The organism is Alistipes onderdonkii, from assembly GCF_025145285.1.
Classification (GTDB): Bacteria; Bacteroidota; Bacteroidia; order Bacteroidales; family Rikenellaceae; genus Alistipes; species Alistipes onderdonkii.
In genome coordinates this window covers 863,347-886,749 of the sequence record NZ_CP102251.1, presented here as the reverse complement: position 1 = coordinate 886,749, position 23,403 = coordinate 863,347, and the positions used below count along the sequence as shown (strand labels likewise).

Sequence of the window (23,403 nt, the reverse complement as noted above, 5' to 3'; positions counted from 1 at the left end):
ACCTTGCGCAAGCTCTTAGAGTTTATCCGAAGCGTCTATGTCGTGGTGCTGTTCGTGGTGCTCGAGGCGATAGCCATCAGCTATTACGCCCACTCGACCTACTACACCCAGGCACGGTTGCTGGCACGTTCCAACCAGGTGATCGGGGGCGTCCACGGGTTGTTCGCGGGTGTCCGGCACTACTTTTCGCTCGGGCGCGAGAACCGCGAGCTGCTGGCGCATGTCGCCCGGATGAAGGAACGGCTGGCACTGTACGAAGAGGCCGAGACCGCGGCCCGGCTCGACGGCTACATGCAGGATATCGGGGTTTCGAAATACCGCATCATGACCGCCTCGGTGACATCCAATACGGTCAACCGGGCACAGAACCTGATCGTGCTCAACCGCGGCCGCCGCGACGGGGTCGCCGAAGAGATGGCCGTGCTGTCGTCCGACGGGGCCATGGCGGGGTATGTCGTCGACTGCACGGAGCGCTATGCCGTGGCGATGTCGGTACTCAACACCTCGTTCCGGGCCAGCGGCAAGCTCGCCGGCTCCGATTATTTCGGCTCGATCTACTGGGACGGGGGCGACCAGCATACGGTGGTACTGGACGAGTTGTCCAAGTATGCCGACCCGCAACCCGGGCAGGAGGTCGTGACGACCGGGTTTTCGCAGTATTTCCCGGCCGACGTGCTGATCGGCTGGGTCGAGAGCGCCCATCTGAACGAGACCCGTACGGCTTACAGGGTGCACGTGCGGCTGGCGGCCGAGATGACGCGCCTGACGGACGTGATCCTCGTCGAGAACCGCGACCTCACGGAGGTGCGCGAATTGCAGAACAGTGAGAAAGTAGAACAACATACCCGACAGAACAGATAGATGCACAGGACGCTCCCATATCTCGCACTCTTCGCCGTTGTGGTGCTCTTGCAGGTCTTCCTTTTCGACAACCTGTCCATCAGCATTTACCTCAATCCGCTCGTCTACGTGGCTTTCATCGCGCTGTTGCCGCTCGACACGCCGCCTATCGTGCTGCTGTTGTCGGGGCTGGCCACGGGCGTTACGATGGACTTGGCCATGGGGGCTGCCGGTGTGAACACCATCGCCACGCTGCTCATCGCCTTTGCCCGCCCGACGCTGCTCGGGCTGCTGTACCCCCGTGACGATATCCGGGAGGGAGGCATCCCCAGTACCGGACGGCTCGGGAACCGGGTCTTCCTGAATTACCTTATCGTGCTGGTGCTGGTGCACCATGCCGTATTTTTCTCGCTGGAAGCACTTTCGTGGGCGCATATCGTGCGCACGATAGTGCGTACCGTGGCGAGCGGTGCTGTGTCGGTGGCCTTCATCTGGGTCATCGCCCGCATCTTCACCGCCAAACTCCCCGTCCGCATATGAAAAGTTCCGAGGGTTTCGTGCGGATGCGTACCTTGCAGGGGGTGGTGCTTTTCATCTTCCTGCTGATCGCCGGCCGCCTGGCCTATATCCAGCTTGTCGATTCGAAATACAATGAACTGGCCAAGGCCAATGTGCTGCGCCATGTGGTGCAGTACCCGCCGCGCGGCGAGGTGTTCGACCGCAACGGCGAATATCTGGTGCAGAGCCGCGAGTGCTATGACCTGATGGTGATTTACAGCGAGATCGACAAGCATGGGTTCGATACGCTGCGCATGTGCGACGTGCTGGGGCTTTCGCGCGGGAAACTCGAAAAAGAGCTGGCCAATGCCCGGATGCGCCCCCGTGCGCCCCGCGTCGTGACCAACTACATTTCGAAAGAGGACAAACTCCGTTTCGACGAGTGCAATTTCCGCGGTTTCTATACGGTTTACCGCACCGTCCGCCGTTATCCGCGTAAAATCGGCGGTAACCTGCTGGGGTATGTGAGCGAGGTGAATGCCGATTACCTCAAGCGGAATCCCGAATATAAGATCGGCGATTACGTGGGCATGGGCGGCGTGGAGTCGGCCTACGAACCGTTGCTGAGGGGAACGAAGGGGGTGAAAATCCAGGAGATCGACACCCACGGGGCCATCAAGGGCTCCTACATGAACGGCGTTTACGATTCGCTGCCCGAGCCTGGCAAATATATCGTCAGCACCATCGACGCCCGCCTGCAACTGCTGGGCGAAGAACTCATGCGCGGCAAGGTCGGGGCGGCCGTGGCGATCGAACCTTCGACGGGGGAGATCCTGATGATGGTTTCCTCGCCGACGTACGATCCCGACGAACTGGTGGGGCGCGAGCGCGGTAACAACTACATGAAGATGCTGGGCAACAAACGCCAGCCCTTGTATAACCGTGCCGTGAGGGCCAAATACCCGCCGGGTTCGACCTTCAAGCTGGTGCAGGGCCTGATCGGTTTGCAGGAAGGGGTGCTCCGGCCTACGGATCTGCATGTCTGCCACGAGGGGTACCAGGCGGGGCGACGGCGTATGAAGTGCCATTCGCACGCTTCGCCGCTCGACCTGCGTTTTGCCGTGGCGACTTCTTGCAATGCCTATTTTTGCTATGTATTCCGCGATATCCTGGACAATCCCAAATACGGGAACGTCAAGGAAGGGTACGATGCCTGGAAAGAGTATGTCGAGAGCTTCGGTTTCGGCCGCAAGCTGGGTTCCGACTTCCTCGACGAGCGCGACGGGTATGTCCCCGACCGGGGCTGGTACGACCGCCAGTACCGCGGGTCGTGGAATTCGCTGACGGTCATTTCGCTCGCCATCGGGCAGGATGCGCTGGGCTGCACGCCCTTGCAGCTAGCCAACCTCGCGGCCATCGTCGCCAACCGCGGTTATTACTACATCCCGCATATCGTCAAGAAGGTCGAGGGGCGGGATTCGCTCGACCGCCGTTTCTACGAGCGCCATTATACGAAGGTCGACCCCAAGCATTTCGAGCCGATCGTCGAGGGCATGTGGCGGGGCGTCAACGTCGGCGGCACGTCGATGCTGGCCCGGCTCGAAGGGCTCGATGTCTGCGGTAAGACCGGTACGGCCGAGAACCCCCGCGGGCGCGACCACTCGACCTTCCTGTCGTTCGCACCGAAGGACAACCCGAAGATCGCCATTTCGGTCTATGTCGAGAACGGCGGGTTCGGCGCCTCGGCGGCGCTGCCCATCGCCAGCCTGCTGGAAGAGTATTACCTGACGGATACGATCCGCCGCCCGGCATTGCTGGATTATGTCAGGAACATGACCATAAATTACCCTGCGTATGACCGCTAACCGCCATAACAGTATCTTCTACGGTGTCGACCTCTGGACAGTCCTGCTGTATGTCCTGATCGTGATGGCGGGGTGGGTGTCGATCACTTCGGCCTCGTACGACGAGGGTATGGCCGATGTCTTCTCCTTTTCGCACTTCTACATGAAACAGCTGATGTGGATCGGCGTGGCATGGACTACGGCGGTCGTTGTGCTGTTGCTCGACGATCGGTTTTACCATATGTTCGCCTACCCGGCCTATTTCGCGGGCCTTGCGCTGTTGGTCGGTGCATTGCTGTTCGGCCGCGAGGTCAACGGGGCCAAGGCGTGGTTCGAGTTCGGGTCGTTCCGCATGCAGCCGGTCGAGTTCGTGAAGATCGCCACGGCATTGGCGCTCGCCCGCGTGATGAGCGCCTATTCGTTCTCGATCAACCGGCCGGGCGACCTGTTCAAGGTCGGGATGGTGATCTGCGTCCCGCTGTTTATCATCATCCTGCAGAACGATACCGGTTCGGGCATCGTGCTCGGGTCGTTCCTCTTCGTGCTCTACCGCGAAGGGCTCAACAAGTGGCTCTGCATTCCGGTGCTGCTGATCGCCGCGCTGTTCATCTTCTCGTTCCTGCTTTCGCCCATGACGATGCTCGTGTCGATCATTCTGGTCTGCACCCTTTCGCAGGCGATGATGAACGGCCACTGGCGCCAATGCCTCGTTTACCTTGCCGCACTGGCCCTGGGGAGCATCCTGCTCTGCATGGCGATGGGGCTTGTCGCGCCGGGCTTCATGGATCTGCATGCCTGCCTCTTGACCGTGACGCTGCTGTCGCTGGTCTGGGTGGTGGTTTATGCCTACCGCACCAATCTGAACAATATCTTCATTACGGTCGGGCTGTTCCTCTGCACGGTGGTTTTCCTGCCTACGACCAACTATATTTTCAATTCGATCCTCAAACCCCACCAGCAAGACCGTATCCTGAGCTTCCTGGGCATCATCAGCGACCCGCTGGGGACGGACTACAACGTCAACCAGTCGAAGATCGCCATCGGCTCCGGCGGCTTTCTGGGAAAGGGCTTTCTGCAGGGTACGCAGATCAAGTACGGGTTCGTGCCCGAGCGGCATACCGACTTCATCTTCTGTACCGTGGGCGAAGAGTGGGGCTTTGTGGGGACGATGGTCGTGCTGGCGCTGCTGTGCCTGCTGATCCTGCGCCTGATGCGCATGGGCGAGCGGCAGCAGGAACCTTTCGGCCGCATTTACTGCTATTGCGTGGCGGCCATCCTGCTGTTCCATGTGCTGGTGAACGTGGGGATGACCATCGGGCTGATGCCTGTCATGGGGATCCCGCTGCCGTTCATGAGCTATGGCGGCTCGTCGCTCATTGCCTTTACAATACTGTTGTTCATTGCCGTACGGCTCGATGCGTCGACGCGGCAATTCTCCCTGAATAATAAATTCTGACACACATGATCCGTTACAATCCCCGGGGTTTGTCTCCGAACGAGGTCGCCGAGAGCAGACGGCAGCACGGCGACAATGTCATTACGCCGCCGAAGGACGATTCGGTATGGAAACTGCTGGCCGATAAGTTCCGCGACCCGATCATCCGCATCCTTCTGCTGGCTGCGGTGCTCTCGCTCGCCATCGGTTTCGTGCATAAGGATTTCACCGAGTCCATTGGTATTATCTGTGCGATTATTTTAGCCACTTGCGTCGGTTTCTGGTTCGAGTGGGATGCCATGCGGCGTTTCCGGCGGCTGAACCAGGTCAACGACGATATTCCGGTCAAGGTGATGCGCGACGGTGCGATGCACGAAGTCCCGCGCCGCGACGTCGTGGTCGGGGATGTGGTTTACATCGAGAGCGGCGAGACGGTGCCTGTCGACGGCGAGTTGGTCGAGGCCGTGTCGCTGAGGATCAACGAATCCACGCTCACGGGCGAACTGGAAGTTGACAAAACGGTGGACGAGGCGCACTTCGACCCCGATGCCACCTATCCGTCGAACGTCGTGCTGCGCGGCACTACGGTCGCCGACGGTTACGGCGTGATGGTCTCGACGGCCGTGGGCGATGCGACCGAAGCCGGGCGCGTTACCGAACAGGCGACCGTCCAAAGCGAAGAGCAGACGCCGCTCAACCGCCAGCTGACACGTCTTTCGAAACTGATCGGCCGTGCAGGCATCGTGCTTTCCATCGCTATTTTCTGCGTCATGCTCGGCAAGGCGATCTTCATCAACGGGTTGCTCGAAGGCGACTGGCTCGCCATCTCGCAGCACGTGCTGCACATCTTCATGGTTTCGGTGGCGATCATCGTGATGGCCGTTCCCGAAGGGTTACCCATGAGCATCACGCTATCGCTGGCCATGTCCATGCGGCGGATGCTCAAGACCAATAACCTCGTGCGGCGCATGCATGCCTGCGAAACGATGGGGGCGGTGACGGTGATTTGTACCGACAAGACCGGTACGCTGACCCAGAACCGGATGCACGTGCAGGAGTTGGTGCGCTACGACGCGCTGCCGATGCACGATTTCGCCGAGATCGTAGCCGCCAATTCGACGGCCTTCCTCGATGTTTCGGGTGCCGTGATCGGCAATCCGACCGAAGGGGCGCTGCTCGAATGGCTGCACGCGCAGGGCGAGGACTACGAACCTCTGCGTGCGGGCGCGAAGATCGTCGACCGGCTGACCTTCTCCACCGAGCGCAAGTATATGGCGACGATTATTCAGAGCGGTATTTCGGGCCGCCGGATCGTTTGCGTGAAGGGTGCGCCCGAAATCGTGCGTGCGATGTGTGCGCCGGACGGGAAAGACGAGCAGGTGGCGGAACAGCTGCTCGGGTTCCAGGGGCGGGCGATGCGTACGCTGGCCGTGGCATGGGCCGAGACGGCCGAGGACGATTGCCAGCGGGCTGTCGCCGCGGCGCAGCTTCATTTTGCGGGTGTGGCGGCTATTTCCGACCCCGTGCGCGAGGATGTCCCCGAAGCCGTCGGGCGTTGCCTGAAGGCGGGGATCGACGTCAAGATCGTCACGGGCGACACCCCGGCTACGGCGCGTGAGATCGCCCGCCAGATCGGCCTGTGGAACGACGCCCGGGATACCGACCGCAACCACATGACCGGTACGGAATTCGCCGCGATGAGCGACGAGGAGCTGCTCGGCCGCGTACAGGAACTGAAGATCATGTCGCGTGCCCGGCCGCTCGACAAACAGCGGCTCGTGCGCCTGTTGCAACAGTGCGGCGAGGTGGTGGCCGTCACGGGCGACGGTACGAACGACGCCCCGGCGCTGAATTTCGCCAATGTCGGGCTTTCGATGGGTTCCGGGACGTCGGTGGCCAAGGATGCCAGTGACATCACGCTGCTCGACGACTCGTTCGCTTCGATCGCCACGGCTGTGATGTGGGGACGCTCGCTATACCGCAATATCCAGCGTTTCGTACTGTTCCAGCTCACGATCAACTTCGCGGCGATCCTGATCTGCTTCGTCGGCGCGGTGTTCGGTACGGACATGCCGCTTACGGTGGTGCAGATCCTGTGGGTGAACATCATCATGGATACCTTCGCCGCGATGGCCATGGCCTCGCTGCCGCCGAACCCCGAGGTGATGCTCGAAAAACCCCGTCCGCGCAATGAATTCATCATTACGCGCGCCATGGCGCGCACGCTTTTCACGTGCGGCATTATCATGGTCGCGGTATTGCTGGGCATGCTGTTCTGGTGGACGATCACGACCGGCGGGCTGACCGTGCGCCAGCTGACGGTCTTCTTCTCGACGTTCGTATTCCTGCAATTCTGGAATATGTTCAACGCCAAGGGTTTCGAAACACGCCATTCGGTCTTTTCCTGCCTGCGCGGGTGCCGTGAATTCTTCCTGATCCTGTTGGCCATCGCCGTGGGGCAGGTGCTCATCGTCGAATTCGGCGGCGAGGTTTTCCGAACCGAACCGCTGGCATGGCGGGAGTGGGCAGTCATCATCGGCAGTACGTCGCTGATTGCAATCGGCGGCGAGATCGTCCGGGCCATAGGCCGCAGGCGTTAAACGGATGCTCTGCCGCTCTTGCCGCAACTGAGGCTGACAGGGCCGTAAGCACTATGTTCTGAGTACTCAAACCTCGAAAAATAGAAGCGAATCTCCTTCAACAGAAGATTCGCTTTTTTGTTTTGGATATTTTTGTGTTTCGCGGAAAAAACGTATATCTATCCTGTGATCTGTCAGGATTGCACACATACGACCATGTGCCGAAAACCGGCTTATCTGTGAAAACCGTGGCGCGGAATATTTGGGTGCAGGAACGTAAAGTAATGGCGAAAAATGAAGAGACCGAAAATGAGAATCATTTTCGGTCTCTATTATAGAAAATTAATTTACAGGACGCCCTGTTCGACCATCGACTTGGCAACCTTCATGAAACCGGCGATATTGGCGCCCTTCATGTAGTTGATGTAACCGTCCTTCTCCGTGCCGTATTCGAGGCATGCGTGGTGGATGGACGACATGATCTGGTGCAGCTTGGCATCGACCTCCTCGGCCGTCCAGTTGAGTTTCTGTGCGTTCTGCGTCATTTCCAGGCCCGACGTGGCGACGCCGCCGGCATTCACGGCCTTGCCCGGGCCATAGGGAATCCTGGCTTCGATGAAAGCGTCGATCGCCTCGGGGCGGCAGCCCATGTTCGAAACTTCGGCCACGACCTTCACGCCGTTGGCCAGCAGTTTGCGGGCATCCTCGCCGTCGAGCTCGTTCTGCGTGGCGCACGGCATGGCGATGTCGACCTTGACTTCCCACGGCTTCTTGCCCGCAAAGAACTGGGATCCGGGGAATTTCTTGGCGTAGGGTTCCACGACGTCGTTGTTCGATGCGCGCAGTTCGAGCATATAGGCGATCTTTTCGGCGTCGAGGCCTGTGGGATCGTAGATGTAGCCGTCGGGGCCCGAAATCGTCACCACCTTGGCGCCCAGCTCCGTAGCCTTCGTCGCCGCGCCCCAGGCCACGTTGCCGAAGCCCGAGATGGCGATGGTCTGGCCCTTGATGTCCATGCCGGCTTTTTCGAGCATCTGGCGCAGGAAATAAACGGCACCGAACCCCGTGGCCTCGGGACGGATCAGCGAACCGCCGTAGGTCATGCCCTTGCCGGTCAGTACGCCCGTGTTCTCGCGTGCCAGTTTACGGTACATGCCGTAGAGGTATCCGATTTCGCGGCCGCCCACGCCGATGTCGCCCGCCGGGACGTCGGTCTGGGGCCCGATATGGCGCCACAGCTCGACCATGAAGGCCTGGCAGAAACGCATCACCTCACGGTCGGATTTGCCCTTGGGGTTGAAATCCGAGCCGCCTTTCGCACCGCCCATGGGCAGCGTCGTCAGCGCATTCTTGAAAATCTGTTCGAAACCGAGGAATTTCAGGATCGAGGGATTCACCGAGGGGTGGAAACGCAGGCCGCCCTTGTAGGGGCCTATTGCGTTATTGAACTGGATACGGTATCCGATGTTGACCTGGACATCGCCCTTGTCATCGACCCAGACCACCTTGAAGGTGAAGATACGGTCAGGCTCCACGATGCGTTCTGCAATGCGGTTGGCCTCGAATTCCGGATGCTGGTTGTAAGCCTCCTCTACCGTCATGAGAACTTCGCGCACGGCTTGCAGGTATTCGCTTTCGCCGGGGTGCTTGCGCTCAAGTTCCGCCATCAATTTGTTTACGTCCATATTGCCTGAAGTTTTAAAAGGTTGTTTCTTTATTACAAATATAATATTATTTCTTATAAATTGTAACTTCGGGGCGAATTTTTCCGCGGAATTATTATTTATCGCCCTCTTCCTTGACGATACCCTTGTTCGAGCGCCCGTCGATGCAGACCCACAGGGGTTTTTCGAAGCGCACCTGCCGCAGGAACGTCCCTTCGTAGACCGCGCGGCGGCCGTCGAGTTCCCCTTCGCGGAAAATACCGTCGCCGCGGAAGGGGTTGATCGTCAGGTAACCCACGCCCAGCGAGGTGACGTTCTGGAAAAAATGCGTGCCCTGCGACGGTTCCACCTCGAACTTCTCGATGCCGCATTCGACGATCACCTTTGCCTCCGAGATGTGGTTCCATTTCACGGGGACGCCCAGGAACGGGTCGGAAGAGCCCCAGCGGCCGGGGCCGACGAGGATGTAGGAGCGTTTTTCATCCTGCATACGGTTGTTGAATTCGAGCAGCTCTTCGGCGATCTTTTCGGTCGAGAGCGAGTCGAACGTGTCGCCCTTGATGTAGATGATGTCCGCGATGTCGCCCATCATGCCGATCCCGAGGGCGTTCTCGCCGTATATCAACGCGTCGGAGACATCCACCTTGCTCCAGTCGATCGGGCGGTTGTCCTGGTTGTCGATGATCGGGCGGATCTGGAGCAGGTTGAATATCTGTTGCTGTCCGGCCTGTACGTCCATGTTGACTGCGAATTCGACCTCTACGGGGCAACGCATCTCCTCGGCTCCCAGCCTCAGGATGTCGCTGATGATCTCTGCGAGCGGGAAGGTGTTGTACTTCAGTATGTTGTTGAACGTGATGACTTTGCGCCCCCGGTCGAACGGGCTGTCCGAGATGCGTTCGTTCTCGCGATCCCATACCGAGCAGACGAACCGCGCGTTGCGCAGGCCGGCGATCCGGGCGATGTCCAGCCTGTGCAGATTCACCGCGTCGTCGATCGACGTGCGGAATTCTTCGGGCTTGAGGCTGAGTGCCAGCACTTCGTTCTGTGTGTCGCGCAGCGCCAGTTCGGGGGTCGAGGTCTGGAGTACCTTCTGCGGGTAGCGGGGCGAGAAGCGCAGCGTACGGCCGCCGTCGACGACCAGTTTGCCCAGCCCCATGGCGATGTTGCAGACGCCGTCGGCCGGGGCCTCGTCGCCGATGGGGTAGTAGTTGATCGACCGGGCCACGCCCGAGAAGGTCGGGAAGAAGAGGCCGTCCTGCTCGGTGCCGCATACCTCCTGGATGATGACGGCCATTTTTTCCTCCGAGATCAGGTTTTGCGACGAGGAGAGGTAAGCCCTCGACGTGGCGAAATAGACCGAGGCGTAGACGCTCTTGACAGCCTTGAGCAGCAGTCGGAGCATCTGATCCCCGTTGTCCACGTAGGGGATCATGTAGGTGGAATAGATGCCTGCGAAGGGCTGGTAGTGCGAATCTTCCAACTTCGACGACGAACGTACGGCCAGCGGCGTGCGGACGGTCTGGATGTAGGCCTTCAGCTCCTGCTGCAACTTGGCCGGAACTGTCGAACTGACGAATTCCGAGAGTATCTCCTCGTCCGAGAACTCCTGCGAAATGATGTATTTGAGGCCGTTGAGGCGGATGAAGTCGTCGAAATAATCCGTGGCGATGACCACCGAGCGGGGGATCATGATGCGCACGTTGGCGTGCTTGTCGTAGAGCCGGTGCTTGAGGATCATCGAATTCATGAAGGCCAGCCCGCGGGCCTTGCCGCCGAGCGAGCCCTCGCCGATGCGTGCGAAGGCCACCGCGTCGCTGTAAGTTTCCGGGTCGAAACGCGCCACTACGCCCTGGCCGAGCAGCGTGCGGTAATCCTTGATGAGGTTGACGATGCGCTGGCGATGTTCCTGGGTCGAAGCGAACTGGCTCTTGTTGCCCCGGCGGATCGCCGCCGCCAGCGGGAACAGCCCCCGGGAATAGAGCCATTTCGAAAGGTGGTTTTGCGACGTGTGATATTCGAATGCCTTGTCGGGGATCGTGGCGATCATTTCCTGCATCTGCACCAGGTCTTTGGCCTTGCCGATGACGGCACCCGTGTCGGGGTCTTTGAAGAGGAATTCGCCGAAGGCAAACTCCTTGTCGATATATTCGTGCAACTGCGTGAGCAGCGTTTTGGAATTCTTGGCGATGAACCCCGCTCCGAGCTGGCGGGCCTGTACCTCGAACTCGGTCTGCGACGATTGCAGCAGGACGGGCATCAGCGGGTTGTCGGCCTTGATGCGGCGGCAGAGGTCGATGCCCGCGTCGCGTTTCTCGCTCTCGGGCGGGTCGTTGCGGTGCAACACGAACCCTACGTCGGAGATCACGCCCAGGATGTTCTTCTTGTAACGGTCGTAGAGTTCCACGGCCTCCTCGTAATTGGTGGCCAGCAGGATTTTCGGCCGGGCACGCTTGCGCAGAATCTGCTGTTGCTCGTTGAAGGCGTCCTTGAGGAATTCGGTGTTCTGCAGCAGGATCAGCTTGTAGAGCTCGGGCAGGTAGGTCGAGTAGAAACGTATCGAGTCCTCGACGAGCAGGATGGCCTGCACGCCGCCGTCGGTGATGTCCTCCTCGGCGTTCATTTTATCCTCGACCAGCTTGATGATGGCCATGATCAGGTCGGTATTGCCGTGCCAGCCGAAGATGTAGTCGAGCCCCGAGCGATCTTGCTCCTCCAAACGGCGGTAGATGTCCTTCGAGAAGGAGGTGAGCAGCGCGACCGGGATCTGGGCGTGGCGTTCCTTGACGATCTTGGCAAACGAGAATACGTCCAGTTCCCCGACGTTGTACATCGTCAGGATGAAGTCGAACGAGTCGTCGCGGCCGAGCAGCTCCAACGCTTCGCGTGTGGAGCTCACGCGCGTGAACGACGGCGGGTTCGACATGTTCAGGTCGAGGTATTCCTGGTTGATCTGCGATTCGATGTGTCCGTCCTCCTCGAGGATATACCCGTCGTAGCTGCAGCAGACCAGCAGGATCTTGTGGATTCGGTATTTCATGAACCGGTACTGGGCCTTGTTCCCGTCCGGCAGGTATTCTTCGAGATTCTTGTTCATCGCGACTTCGTTTATTTCAACAAAAATAGGAAAAAATCGCCAACTGGGAAAAAGAAACTTTCCGCCGGCAGGTATTGCCGGCGGACGAGGGGTGTTGCCGGGGGCGTCCGGGTTCAGACCCTGGCGCTGAAAACCATGTGGCGCCAGAGGTAGGGTATGCGTCCGGCGCCCGTGAAGGCCAGTTGGCGGTATCCCGCCTCCCTGAGCAGGATGGCGAGTGTCCGGCGCGACCAGAACTTGATGTGGCCGCCTTCCCACAGGGCGCTCAGGTGGTGATCCATCTTGTTGGCCGCCGCGATGGTGAGGTTTTTCAGGTAGCCGTGGTAGGGTGTCGTGACGATGAACTGGCCGCCGCCGCTGGCTTCGAGGATGCTGCGGATGAACAATACGAATGCCCGCGGTTGGTAGAGGTGTTCGATGACCTCCATCGAAATCACTGTTTTGAAGGGAATGCCGCGCAGTTCGGGCGGGAGTTCGCCCGAGGTTACATCACAGACGAAAAACCGCTCCGGATTTCCCCCCCCCCTCATTCGGTTGGCGATCGCTATGCCCTGTTCGGAGGCGTCGATGCCGTAGACGCAATAGCCTTTCTCAGCCAGGTAATTGGCGAAATAACCGTTCCCGCAGCCTACATCCAGAATCGGAGAACCGTCCGTAGGCAGTAACCGCTCGATGTATTTACCGAGCAGTTTGTGGTAGAACATCGGCTGGGCGTCGCGCCATCCGAATTCGTTGTAGCTGGATGCCGTCATGGTGTCGTGGGATTTGAATACGCAATAACGGACAAATGTAGGTATATTTTTCATCGCACGCAAGCGGAACGGCGTTTATTTACAGGGGCTTTCTTTTGCCTGTCAGCGACTTTCCGGGAGGGCCTGCGCGATTTTCGTTTTTTATTTCTATCTTTGTTCTGATAAAAAAACGATTCGCAATGAATACGGACAAATATATCCTTCAGGAAGTCACTACCTCCGCACAGGAGCGCGAATGGCTCGATTTACCCAAGAAGATTTACAAGGGCAACCGCAACTGGGTCTGCCCGCTGGATCAGGACATAACCGAGGTTTTCGACCCGGCGCGGAACGAACTCTTCGCCGAAGGCGAAGCCGTCCGGTGGGTGGTGCGCAACAGGGCCGGCGAGGTCGTGGGGCGTATCGCGGCGTTTTACAACCGCGAAAAGGCGGCCATCGAGGAACAGCCCACGGGCGGCTGCGGCTTCTTCGAGGCGATCGACGACCAGCAGGTCGCCGACATGATGTTCGATGCTTCGCGCATGTGGCTCGCCAGCCGCGGCATGGAGGCGATGGACGGGCCGATCAACTTCGGGCAGCGGCGCGACTGGTGGGGACTGCTGGTCGAAGGCTACGAATTCCAGCCGCTCTACAAGAATCCCTACAACCCTCCATATTATAAGGAGTTGTTCGAGAATTACGGCTTCAAAAACTATTTCAACCAGCACAGCTTTATCTGGCGTGCCAATGTCTCGGAGGCCAGCGAACGGATTTTCGACCGCGCCGAACGGCTCCTCTCTACGCCGGGGTATCATGTCGAGAATATTGACATGAACAATCTGGAGGACGCCGCCGAGAATTTCCGGCTGGTTTACAACAAGGCGTGGGCGCTCTTTTCGGGTGTCAGGCCCATGACACAGGAGGAGGCGATGCAGATGATGAAGGCCATGAAGCCGATTATCGACCCCGACATCATCTTTTTCGCCTATTTCAACGACGAACCGATCGGGTTCTTCATCACCGTGCCCGACCTGAACCGCATCATCGGGAAGTTCAACGGCAAATTCGGGCTGATCCAGAAGCTCCGCCTGATGTGGGAGCTGAAAGTCCGTAAATCCTGCGACCGCATCTTCGGCATCATCTTCGGCATCGCCCCCGAGTTCCACGGCAAGGGCGTGGAGTCGGCCATCATGGCACGTTACTGGCATTTCATGATGGGGCAGCAGAGCCGTTACAAGACGCTCGAGCTGGCATGGATCGGCGATTTCAACCCCGTGATGAACCGCATGATCGAGACTTATGTCTGCGCCACGCGCCATAAGATACACACCACCTACCGTTACCTCTTCGACCGGACGAAGGAGTTCCACCGCTGTCCGCGCCTGGGGGTGAAACGCCGCGAGTAAAACCTAAAACCGTACCTATATGAAAACCACAGCATTTACCAAGTACCACATTGCCGCGGGGGCCAAGATGGCCGAATTCGCGGGATATAATATGCCGATCGAGTTCACGGGGATCAACGACGAGCACATGGCCGTGCGCAACGGCGCCGGCGTATTCGACGTGAGCCACATGGGCGAAATCTGGGTCAAGGGGCCCAAGGCGCTCGACCTGCTGCAACGCATCACCACCAACGACGTGTCGAAACTCTTCGACGGCAAGGTGCAGTATTCGTGTATGCCCAACGGGCACGGCGGCATCGTGGATGACATCCTCGTCTACCGTGTCGATGCCGAAACTTATATGCTCTGTGTCAACGCCGCCAACATCGAAAAGGACTGGAACCACATCTGCGAACAAGGCCGGGCGTTGGGCATGGAAGCCGGCCACGGCAAGGAGCTTTACAACGCTTCGGACGAGATCTGCCAGCTGGCCGTACAGGGGCCCCTGGCGATGAAGGTCGTGCAGAAAATGTGCGCGGAGCCGGTCGAGGATATGGAATACTATACCTTTAAAAAGATGAAGGTCGCCGGCTGCGATGCCATCCTTTCGATCACGGGTTATACCGGATCGGGCGGCTGCGAGATCTATGTGGCCAACGAGGACGGCGACAAACTCTGGAAGGCGCTCTGGGAGGCCGGCGGGGAGTACGGGCTGAAGAACATCGGCCTCGGGGCCCGCGATACGCTGCGTCTGGAAAAGGGCTTCTGCCTCTACGGTAACGACATCGACGACACCACATCGCCCATCGAAGGCGGCCTGGGTTGGATCACCAAATTCGCCGAAGGAAAGGATTTCATCGACCGGGCGCTGATGGAAAAACAAAAGGCCGAGGGGGTTACGCGCAAGCTCGTCGGGTTCCGGATGATCGACCGCGGAATCCCGCGCCACGGCTATGCGATCGCAGCGCCGGACGGTACGCAGATCGGCCATGTTACGTCGGGTACGATGTCGCCCTGCCTGAAGGTCGGCTTCGGCCTGGGCTACGTGAAGCCCGAATATGCCAAACCGGGCACGGAGGTCGCCGTCGTTATCCGCGAGAAACCCCTGCGCGCCGAGGTGGTGAAGATCCCGTTCGTTTAACCTGCCCGGCCGGCTTGCACTCCGGCCCGCCCGGTTCGGGAATGTTTTGAAAATTAATGTAATTCTGTGATATGAAAGCAAAATACCTCGGACTCGACCTTTCGAGTCCCGTTGTGGTCAGCAGTTCGCCCTATACGGCGACTATGGCCAATATCGGACAGTGCGTTGCGAACGGCGCGGGCGCTGTCGTCTTGAAATCCATCTTCGAGGAGCAGATCATCCGCCATGCCGCCGCGCTGGATTACTCGTCGCAGGGCATGGGCGATTCGGGCGAATACCTCGAACGCTACATCGGCGATGCGTATAAGGGTGAATTCCTGAAGCTTGTCTCCGATGCCCGTACGACAGGGGTACCCGTCATCGCCAGCATCAACTGCATCGCGGCGGACGACGGGTGGACGGACTACGCCGTGGCCATGGAGGCTGCGGGGGCCGCAGCCCTGGAACTGAACATCTTTCTGCAACCGACCGACCGCCACCGTACGGCGCAGGAGTTGGAACAAGAGTACGCCGATGTCGTGCGCCGCGTGGCGGCTGCCGTGAAGATCCCGGTGTCGGTGAAGCTGCCGATGCGCCTGACCAATGTGCTTGCCGTCGCCGATTCGCTGCTGGCGCGCGGGGCGCGGGGCGTGGTGATGTTCAACCGCTTCTTCGAACCCGATATCGACGTGGAGCGCATGGCGTTCGTCAACGGCAACCCGTTCAGCGAACCTGCGGAATTGCGCAACGTCCTGCGCAGCGTGGCGCTTTGCTCTACGGCCCTCCCGCAACTCGATGTCGCCGTATCGACGGGTGTGCACGACGGCGAGGCTGCCGTGAAAGCGCTGTTATGCGGTGCCAATGCGGTGCAGGTCTGCTCGGCAATCCATGAGAAGGGCTTCGGGGTCATTGCCGACATCAACCGGTTCATCGACCAGTGGGCTGAGCGCCACGGTTTCGAATCCCTGGGCGAGTTCCGCGGCAGGATGAATTACGGCAATGCCGAAAGCGATGTTTACCAGCGCGTGCAGTATATGAAATATTTTCCGCACGACGCTGAATAGGCGCCGGCGCCTATTGGAGCGATACCCCGCAGGCCATCGGCCTGCGGGGTATCGCTTTTCCGGGTTACCTCGGCCGGTATCCTGTCTTTGCAGCCGGGTACCTCCGGGCGGGGCGTTGTCCCGGGGTGCGTGCGGCTGACCCCGATCCGGTTGTCAGTCCCGGCAAACCTCTCCCCAAATCCGCCCGAAGGTCTCGTGCAGCCGTGCCGTGTTGCGGATCAGCTCACGCAGTTCCGCCAATTTGCGGGCGTTGTCCGATTCCGGTATCCAGAGCCTCAGGTAGCCGCCTTCGGCATATTTTCGTTGCAGGTGTTCCACGCAACGGTCGAACTGCCCTTCGCGGCTGAGCGCAGGGTAGTGCGCCCTGCCGTATTGTATCGTGCGGCGGATTACGGTTTCGGGGTCGAGGCAGCGGTCTGCCTCGGCTACGATCCGTCCGTAAATCGTGCGCGGGGCGTGGTCGGACGAGGCCCGGTGGTCTTCGATGGCGTCGCGCATCACGGCCATCTGTTCCTCTGTGAACCGCTGCCGCATAAAAGAGTCCCCGAGCAGGATTTCTCCCGAGCGGATATGGTGCGACTCCCGTCCGTATGCCAGCCCCGTGTCGTGGTAGGCTGCGATCGCGTAGACCATGTCGGCATCCACCTCGTAATGCCCGGCAAGCACGAGGCTCTGCGCAATGACCGTGCGTACGTGGTCGGTGCGGTGTGCCGCATCGAACGCCCCGTAGCGGGGAATGATCTCGGCCTCGATGTAGGCCTTCAGTTCTTCGGATGGTTCCATGGTGCAAAAGTAATATATTTATCCGGATAGCTCGTTTGACCGGGAGAAACTGTAAAAAGAAACGGCCGACTGTTTCTGTCGACCGTTTCTTTTCTGTATAAGGATGCTATCCTTGTCGGTTTGTGCTGTTATTTGAACGAACGCGTGTGCTTGTAGTCTGCAGCGTACGTATTGTTCATGTAGATATGGAACGTCGCCTTTTTACCTAAACCTTCCGAGTCGTTTAGCGTTTTCCACGAATCATCCCATTCGCCCAGCTTCGAGTGGTCGAAGCGGTAAATGTTGTAGAAACGGGGTTCTCCGCCCGGATTGTTATTGTTACGGCAGTCGTCGCTGTAATACGCCCAACGCTCCTTAAAACCGTCGACATAGGTGCAGATGAAATAGTAGCGGGTATCTTTATTGGAGCCATCTGTGACGTACCATTCGTAGTCGGAGATACTCCACTCGCCCTTGCCTTCGTAGCTCATTTCCACAGTTTCGGAGAGTTTATTTCCGAACCAGGGCTTGTTCCAGAGTTCCACTTTCTCGATTTCGCGCATCTTGTAGGTCATGGCGTTGAAATCCAGGGCGACCCAGTAGATACCGGCTTTCGAAACGGTGTTCGTTGCCGGGTTTTCAGCGATGGCGAAGGTCATGTTGCTTGCGTCGAGCTTGTAGTAGCGGCCTTTGTCGTCGGTAATGCTGAAATCACCCGAAGACAATTGCGTGAAGCATTCGAAAATGCTCGCTTCACGGCCGACATTCAGATCGTCACTTCCCTTCGCAACCAAAACGGGCAGGGCTTTGTTCAGGGCGATGGCTTCCTGGTTCTCGGTGGCGGAACCCTGCATGTTGACTGCGAGGGGTACTCCGAGCGAACGCTCCAGCAGGAAGAGGTCGTCATCCGTATTGTTCATATGAACCCAGAACGAAACTTTCTTTCCGTAGCCTTCCCTTTCCTTTTCATTCACTTTCCAAGTGTTATCCCACTGGTTGCTGAATGTATGGCGGAAAATGTTGTAGAACAGCGGATTCTTTTCAGCCTCAGACTTCTCCGAGTCACGGCAGTCGTCTTCGAAATGTCCCCAGAACTCGGACGAGCCGTCGGCATAGGTACAGATGAACTTGTGGCGGGAGTCTGTGTTGCCGCCCTCTTTGACGTTCCATGCGTAGTCCATAATGCCCCATACGCCGTTGCCTTCGTACGTGAGTTCGGCCTTGTTGCCCGGACTGGAAATGAAGAGCTCGACTTTCGAGATTTCCTTGAACTTATAGGTCATATTGGAGAAGTTCACGTAGAGCCAGTAAATGCCGTCGTGCTCGACAGTTACGGCAGTCGTCGCTTCGTTGTCCTTGATGAGTTCCATCCTGTTCTTCTCGGCCAGCCTGAAGTTGCGGTTGAGGTCGTCGGTGATAATCAGTTCGCCTGCAGTCAGCTTCGTAAAGATTTCGTAAGCCCCGGCCTCGCGCTGATCCGTGTACTTGCCTTTCGCCGTGTGGATGACGCTGGCAGCGAACAGGGTGAGCTCCTTCTGTCCCTCGGTGATTCCTCCGGAAATCTTGATCTCCGAAGGCATCGGGTCTACGGAATTGATGCGGGTGAGGGATACCGTGCGTACTCCGGCTTCGCTGCCGTAAATCTCTGAGTTCAGGCCGCACCATGCGCGTACCGTCCATTTGACGGTGGCGGTTTCGCCCAAGTCTGCACCTGCCAGTGTGGCGACCGTATTTAAAGTAGAACTTGCGACCTTGGCCGAGGGTTCGTACCCGTTGTTGTCGCTGGTGAGGACATAGAGCGGCTGGCTGAAATCCCCGTCTACTTTATCGAACAGCAGTTCGTAGGTGATATAGCCGTTCTTGCTCGCTTTGGAAACCGCCCATTCGAAGTGGGTGGTGTTGCCGGTCTCCAGCATGATCGTCGCATTATTGCGCGGCAGGTAAAGCTGATCCGCGGGGGTGATATTGCCCGAAGGCGTCGTATCGTCGTCGCTGCAGGCGGCCAGGCCACATGCCATGGCGGCTCCGGCGACCAGCATCATGATAATCTTCTTCATAAATCGGTTGGTTTTGACGGGTTAGAACTTGACATCCTTGATCATCCACATGGATTCGATCGCCTGCGCAGCACTGGTATATGCACCCAGCGAACCGCCTACGTCGCCGTTCATCGACGAACGGGGCTGGTAGCACTTTACACCGAAATAAGCCTCGGGCCAACCTTCCGGCGTCTTGTCGATCGTCGCCCAGTAGTAGGAGGCATGACGGTAGAGGTAATTGTAGAGCTCCTTGCGGATTTTGCCGTCGAACGAGTCGACTTCCGTGTCGAGGATCATGCGCGTGAACCAGTGGAACATCACGGCGTGGAAGATCGAGTTGTTCTCGTCCGTCCCCTCGTCGCGCGATACCATTTCATAGTTGTAAACTTCGTTCATGCGGGTCGAGGTCATCTGGCCGCGGCCTGCCTGGATCGCCTTGCGCAGGTAACCCGTGTCGCCGGTCAGTTTCCAGATCAGACGGCCGGCTTCCATGCAGGTGCCCTGCGTGTAGCTCAGCGGGGTGGAGCCCAGCGTGCCGTCGGATGCCATCACGTCGATGTTCTGATCGAAGCAGGTGCAGGCCTGGTCGATGTATTCCTGGGCAGCCTCTTCGTTGCCTGCTGCGCGGCTGTACTGTGCCAGTGTCGCAGCTGCGATGGCTGCAGGGCCGTTCGTGCACTCGTTGGGCCCCAGATCCGACCATTTCCAAGGCAGCCAGCCGGACTGCGTCAACTCGTGACGGGGCCATACGCACTCGTCCCAGGTCTGTTTGGCGGCATTATAGTAGGTCTGATTGCCGGTCGCATCGTACATTTGGAGCAAGGCGATGATGATCCAGCAGGTGTCGTCGGTGAAATCGTTGCCAAAACCCGTCGAACCGCGCCAGCTCTGGTTGCCTTCGTAGTTGTTACCGCGCTTGTCGTACCATTTCTTGAAATAGCCTTCGATACGGGCTTTCTCCTCGGCATCGGTCGCCTTGATACGGTTGTAGTATTCTACCATGGCAGCCATGGCGTGTGCCTGCTGCCAGTAGTTGTTGAAATTGGCCCCGCCGGTTGCATTGTATTCCCTGTAAGAGAAGACGCCTTCGTAGCCATTGCGGTTTTCACTGCAGTAGAAGCGCTCGATGAAAGCCGTGGAGCAGGAGTCCGCCGCCTCAGTCCAATCGATCGTGTAGGGCGCGTACTGGGTGTTCCCCGTTACTTTTTCCGGCTTGGTAAGATCCTCGTATTCTTGTTCCGAGCAGGCGCCCGAGACGGCTGCTGCGGAAAGGGTCAGCATGGCAACAGTCCATCTGAATAGAGATTTTCTCATAATCTATAGGTTGATTTTAATTTTTATTCAATACTGTTTTGTTTCCGGATTCGCGTCCGAATCATTTCTCCGAATAGCTTTCCGCGCGTGCCGTCTTCCGGACTGCGCGGCAAAGGTTCCGGGCGGCCCCTCCCCGGAGGGAGGAACCGTCCGGTATCTTGTTGCTATTTGAAGATGTATTCGTGCCAGAATCCGCCTGCCTTGTTGTCTCCGTTCAGGTATAGGTAGCAGTCGAAATCACGGCCGCAATCCGAAAGGAGGAAATTATAGGTCTTGTTCCAGTCCTTGTCGCCATCGTTGTAAGTATAGATGTATACTCTCAGATAGTCGGTCGTGTAGGAAGAACCCAGCGAGGACGTCGTTCCGAGGAACCATTTATTGCCGTCGGCAGTCGTCATGTTGAAGCGGTGGCGCGTATCGTTGGAAGAGTTGACGGATATTTCGTTATCGTAGTCGAGCAACTCCCATACGCCCTTCCCTTTGTAGGTGAGGGTCTTGTAGACGGTCGACATCGAGTTGTCTGCCCACGATGCGGCATAGTATTCGATCATGCTGACCTGAACTGCGGTGTAGGTCATCGCACTGAAGTCGATCTTGATCCAGTAGATGCCGGCCTTCAGCGTGTTGGCAGTCGAAGAGCCGTCGACGATATGCTTGATGCGGCCGTTGCTCTTGAGCGAGTAGTAGCGATCCAGTTCGTCGACTACGGTGAATTCGCCCTCCGAGATTTTCGTGAAGCATTCGTATACACCGGAACCGACTGCTTTGCCGTCGAGGTACGCCGGGATCAGCTTGATGCCTGCGGCATCCTCCACGGCTTCACCCTTCAGCGTGACGGCCGTCGGCAGCGGATCGACCAGATTGATACGTGAAACGGTGAGCACATTGGCCTGCGTGTAGGTTTGGGAGAAGAGACCTTTGCCTGCACGTACCGTCCATTTGATCTGCCCGGTCTTGGCATTCTCGATGCCCGCCAGGGCGGCCACTTCGTTCAACTCTTTGGCCGAGATGCTCAGCGAAGCTTTGGAGCCGGTCATCTGGCTGGTCTTGATGGCAAGCGGTGCCGAGAAATCGCCGTCCGCTTTGTCGAACAACACTTCGTAAGTGATGTATCCGCCGTCTTCGGCAACGGAGGGGGCCCATTCGAAACTGGTATTCAAACCCTGATCCAGGTTGACCGATGCGTTGGCCGCGGGGGCGTAGAGCTCGTTGCCGGGCTGAATATTGAAATTCAGATCCTGGCCATCCTCCTCACAGGCGGTAAACCCGAGGGTGAGGGCTCCTGCGGCGAACAACATGATATTTTTCAATATGGTTTTCATGTGTTTTTCTTGATTGGTTAGTTAATCTCCTTTACAACTTGGCTGTTACCATCCCGGATTCTGCGGCAGGTTGGCGTTGATGTCACGCTCCTTCTGCGGAATGGGGAACCAGTATTTCATGCCGTAAGCATTCTGGCACTGGATGTTGCTGCCATCGTCGAGGAAGGGGGCACCCGTAGCGCGGGTCGTGAGATATGTGGCTCCCGTGCTCTTGAGCGACGGATTGTCGAGCAGGGCCCAACGGCGCAGGTCGAATGCACGGCGGCCTTCGAGGGCCAGCTCTACGCGGCGCTCGTCGCGGATAATCTGGCGCAGGTCGCTGCTGCCCGGATAGGAGCAGTATGCGGCGTCGAACCCGGCGCGTTCGCGCAGCGGTTTGATCGTCTTGTCCCAGATGTCGGATGTCATTTTGCTCTGCTCGTTCATCGATTCGGCATACATCAGCAATACGTCGGCGTAGCGGATCTCCATGAGCGATTTGTAGGTGTTGCCCTTGCTGTCGACCATGTCGGCGTTGTAGTTTTTCAGGGTGTAATACCCCGTAGCCGTGCGATCCTGCGTGCCGTTGTACGAGTCGAAACGTTCGTTGTCATTTTGCTTCTTTTCGTCCTCGGCTCTCGTATAGCAGGTGTAGGAGCCTTTGCCTTTGCCTTCGGAGCCGATGAGTCCCAGCCCTTTTGCGTCGGGAATATCCACGGTGCAGCCGTTGAAGGCGATGGTGGCTTCGAAACGCTTGTCGCGCTTCTCGTAGTCCGTGTCATCGGCGACGCTGCCGTCGAGTTTGCGGTAGGCATCGACCAATTCCTGCGTCGGCGACTGGGTGGTTACACCCTTGTTGCCGATGGACTGGGGAACGAAAGCATTGAAATTGTTCCAGGATCTGACGATGTTGTCAATGCCGCCGAGCGTGGCGAACTCGATCGTCATGATCGACTCGGGGCCGTAGCAGCACGACTGGTCGTGGAACAGTTTTTTATAATCCGATTCGAGGGCGTAGGTACCGTACTGCGTCGAGTTGATCAGCTTGTCGCACCAGATGGCGCAGTTCTCGAAATCGTTGTCGTAAAGGTATGCACGTGCATTGAGCGCCACGGCTGTGCCGCGCGTGTAACGTCCGTTTTCAGATTCCGGAATATCCGTGTTTTTCGGCAGGATCTCGGCTACCTCGGCAAGTTCCGAGTGGATGAACTCCTTGATCGTGGCGGCGGGCGTTACCTTGACGACGCGCGATTCGGGGAGCGTCGGGTTGGTCGTGAAGAACGGCACGTCGCCGAACCACGTTACCAGGCGCAGGTAGGTGAAGGCGCGCATCAGACGGAGTTCTGCAAGCATGCGCGTCTTGAACGTCTCGTCGATATTCATGCGATCCTGGGCGTCGAGTGCCGTGTGGATCGTACGCAGTTCCTGGTAGCACTTGTCCCATTCGTCCGAGAAGCGGCCGTTCGAGGTATTGGCCATACCCGTTACGATGCTGGTTTCGTTCGTCGAGTGGCGGCTGCCGTACACGTCGTCCGACAGGAGGTTATTGGCGAAATAGTAGTCTTGGTGCCAGCACTGGTTGTACCCCAGGTACAGGGCCGTGCGGACATTGTCCTCGATCGTCCAGAAGGTCTCGTCGGTATAGGAGGTCGTCGGGTATTGCTCAAGGCCTACGCAGCTGACCATACCGAGGGAGAGGACGGCTAATATATTTTTGATTTTCATATTCT

16 protein-coding genes are annotated in these 23,403 nt (G+C 58.2%); 8 read left to right on the top strand and 8 right to left on the bottom strand.

The genetic code is table 11. The annotated features are described in order from the left end of the window. The first annotated feature begins 3 nt into the window (after nucleotides 1-3). From mreC to NQ559_RS03750, 5 genes are read left to right on the top strand one after another with little or no spacing between them, the layout of a single operon-like run. On the top strand, nucleotides 4-861 hold the full coding sequence (gene mreC, locus NQ559_RS03770; protein WP_018696758.1) for a rod shape-determining protein MreC: 858 nt from the start codon (nucleotides 4-6) through the stop codon (nucleotides 859-861). Continuing rightward, entirely contained in the window at nucleotides 862-1,380 is a 519-nt protein-coding gene (locus tag NQ559_RS03765; protein ID WP_018696757.1) for a hypothetical protein, read from the top strand. Further along, entirely contained in the window at nucleotides 1,377-3,203 is a 1,827-nt protein-coding gene (locus NQ559_RS03760; protein WP_018696756.1) for a peptidoglycan D,D-transpeptidase FtsI family protein, read from the top strand. Before NQ559_RS03765 ends, NQ559_RS03760 begins: the two co-directional genes overlap by 4 nt. Next, nucleotides 3,193-4,638 (top strand): rod shape-determining protein RodA, encoded by a 1,446-nt coding sequence (gene rodA, locus NQ559_RS03755; protein WP_018696755.1) that lies wholly within the window; start codon nucleotides 3,193-3,195, stop codon nucleotides 4,636-4,638. The genes NQ559_RS03760 and rodA overlap by 11 nt, the downstream gene beginning before the upstream one ends. Before the next feature lie 5 nt (nucleotides 4,639-4,643). After that, on the top strand, nucleotides 4,644-7,217 hold the full coding sequence (locus NQ559_RS03750; protein WP_018696754.1) for a calcium-translocating P-type ATPase, PMCA-type: 2,574 nt from the start codon (nucleotides 4,644-4,646) through the stop codon (nucleotides 7,215-7,217). A gap of 326 nt (nucleotides 7,218-7,543) precedes the next feature. On the opposite strand, the gene gdhA is transcribed toward NQ559_RS03750, so the two are convergent. From gdhA to NQ559_RS03735, 3 genes are all read right to left on the bottom strand, one after another. Beyond that, entirely contained in the window at nucleotides 7,544-8,881 is a 1,338-nt protein-coding gene (gene gdhA, locus NQ559_RS03745) for an NADP-specific glutamate dehydrogenase (RefSeq protein WP_018696753.1), read from the bottom strand. A gap of 94 nt (nucleotides 8,882-8,975) precedes the next feature. Beyond that, complete coding sequence (locus tag NQ559_RS03740) at nucleotides 8,976-11,957, bottom strand: PEP/pyruvate-binding domain-containing protein (RefSeq protein ID WP_018696752.1); 2,982 nt, start codon at nucleotides 11,955-11,957, stop codon at nucleotides 8,976-8,978. A gap of 113 nt (nucleotides 11,958-12,070) precedes the next feature. Beyond that, a complete protein-coding gene (locus tag NQ559_RS03735) occupies nucleotides 12,071-12,709 on the bottom strand; it encodes a class I SAM-dependent methyltransferase (protein WP_026318539.1) in 639 nt (212 codons plus the stop codon). Nucleotides 12,710-12,888: 179 nt separating this feature from the next. On the opposite strand from NQ559_RS03735, the gene NQ559_RS03730 reads away from it, so the two are divergent. From NQ559_RS03730 to NQ559_RS03720, 3 genes are all read left to right on the top strand, one after another. Continuing rightward, nucleotides 12,889-14,094 (top strand): hypothetical protein, encoded by a 1,206-nt coding sequence (locus NQ559_RS03730; RefSeq protein WP_018696750.1) that lies wholly within the window; start codon nucleotides 12,889-12,891, stop codon nucleotides 14,092-14,094. A gap of 19 nt (nucleotides 14,095-14,113) precedes the next feature. Then, nucleotides 14,114-15,214 carry a glycine cleavage system aminomethyltransferase GcvT gene (gene gcvT / locus NQ559_RS03725; protein ID WP_018696749.1) on the top strand — a complete coding sequence of 367 codons (1,101 nt, stop codon included), beginning with the start codon at nucleotides 14,114-14,116 and terminating at the stop codon, nucleotides 15,212-15,214. 71 nt (nucleotides 15,215-15,285) lie between these two features. Then, nucleotides 15,286-16,257 carry a dihydroorotate dehydrogenase-like protein gene (locus NQ559_RS03720; protein WP_018696748.1) on the top strand — a complete coding sequence of 324 codons (972 nt, stop codon included), beginning with the start codon at nucleotides 15,286-15,288 and terminating at the stop codon, nucleotides 16,255-16,257. A 153-nt stretch (nucleotides 16,258-16,410) separates the two neighbouring features. Here the strand turns inward: NQ559_RS03720 and NQ559_RS03715 are convergent, their stop codons facing one another. From NQ559_RS03715 to NQ559_RS03695, 5 genes are all read right to left on the bottom strand, one after another. Further along, entirely contained in the window at nucleotides 16,411-17,040 is a 630-nt protein-coding gene (locus NQ559_RS03715) for an HD domain-containing protein (protein WP_018696747.1), read from the bottom strand. A 128-nt stretch (nucleotides 17,041-17,168) separates the two neighbouring features. Then, the gene (locus tag NQ559_RS03710) at nucleotides 17,169-19,076 is read right to left on the bottom strand and encodes a SusE domain-containing protein (protein WP_018696746.1); all 1,908 of its coding nucleotides are present in this window, start codon (nucleotides 19,074-19,076) and stop codon (nucleotides 17,169-17,171) included. 21 nt (nucleotides 19,077-19,097) lie between these two features. Beyond that, a complete protein-coding gene (locus NQ559_RS03705) occupies nucleotides 19,098-20,372 on the bottom strand; it encodes a glycoside hydrolase family 76 protein (RefSeq protein WP_083923878.1) in 1,275 nt (424 codons plus the stop codon). 164 nt (nucleotides 20,373-20,536) lie between these two features. Next, nucleotides 20,537-21,694, bottom strand: coding sequence for a SusE domain-containing protein (locus NQ559_RS03700; protein ID WP_018696744.1), 1,158 nt, complete (start codon nucleotides 21,692-21,694; stop codon nucleotides 20,537-20,539). A 45-nt stretch (nucleotides 21,695-21,739) separates the two neighbouring features. After that, entirely contained in the window at nucleotides 21,740-23,398 is a 1,659-nt protein-coding gene (locus NQ559_RS03695) for a RagB/SusD family nutrient uptake outer membrane protein (RefSeq protein WP_083923877.1), read from the bottom strand. Between the last annotated feature and the right edge of the window lie 5 nt (nucleotides 23,399-23,403).

Bases quoted from the DNA above. Each gene is read 5' to 3' on its own strand.
- NQ559_RS03765 (WP_018696757.1), top strand. From the start codon at position 862: ATGCACAGGACGCTCCCATATCTCGCACTCTTCGCCGTTGTGGTGCTC.
- NQ559_RS03760 (WP_018696756.1), top strand. From the start codon at position 1,377: ATGAAAAGTTCCGAGGGTTTCGTGCGGATGCGTACCTTGCAGGGGGTG.
- rodA (WP_018696755.1), top strand. From the start codon at position 3,193: ATGACCGCTAACCGCCATAACAGTATCTTCTACGGTGTCGACCTCTGG.
- NQ559_RS03750 (WP_018696754.1), top strand. From the start codon at position 4,644: ATGATCCGTTACAATCCCCGGGGTTTGTCTCCGAACGAGGTCGCCGAG.
- gdhA (WP_018696753.1), bottom strand. From the start codon at position 8,881: ATGGACGTAAACAAATTGATGGCGGAACTTGAGCGCAAGCACCCCGGC.
- NQ559_RS03740 (WP_018696752.1), bottom strand. From the start codon at position 11,957: ATGAACAAGAATCTCGAAGAATACCTGCCGGACGGGAACAAGGCCCAG.
- NQ559_RS03735 (WP_026318539.1), bottom strand. From the start codon at position 12,709: ATGACGGCATCCAGCTACAACGAATTCGGATGGCGCGACGCCCAGCCG.
- NQ559_RS03730 (WP_018696750.1), top strand. From the start codon at position 12,889: ATGAATACGGACAAATATATCCTTCAGGAAGTCACTACCTCCGCACAG.
- gcvT (WP_018696749.1), top strand. From the start codon at position 14,114: ATGAAAACCACAGCATTTACCAAGTACCACATTGCCGCGGGGGCCAAG.
- NQ559_RS03720 (WP_018696748.1), top strand. From the start codon at position 15,286: ATGAAAGCAAAATACCTCGGACTCGACCTTTCGAGTCCCGTTGTGGTC.
- NQ559_RS03715 (WP_018696747.1), bottom strand. From the start codon at position 17,040: ATGGAACCATCCGAAGAACTGAAGGCCTACATCGAGGCCGAGATCATT.
- NQ559_RS03710 (WP_018696746.1), bottom strand. From the start codon at position 19,076: ATGAAGAAGATTATCATGATGCTGGTCGCCGGAGCCGCCATGGCATGT.
- NQ559_RS03705 (WP_083923878.1), bottom strand. From the start codon at position 20,372: ATGAGAAAATCTCTATTCAGATGGACTGTTGCCATGCTGACCCTTTCC.
- NQ559_RS03700 (WP_018696744.1), bottom strand. From the start codon at position 21,694: ATGAAAACCATATTGAAAAATATCATGTTGTTCGCCGCAGGAGCCCTC.
- NQ559_RS03695 (WP_083923877.1), bottom strand. From the start codon at position 23,398: ATGAAAATCAAAAATATATTAGCCGTCCTCTCCCTCGGTATGGTCAGC.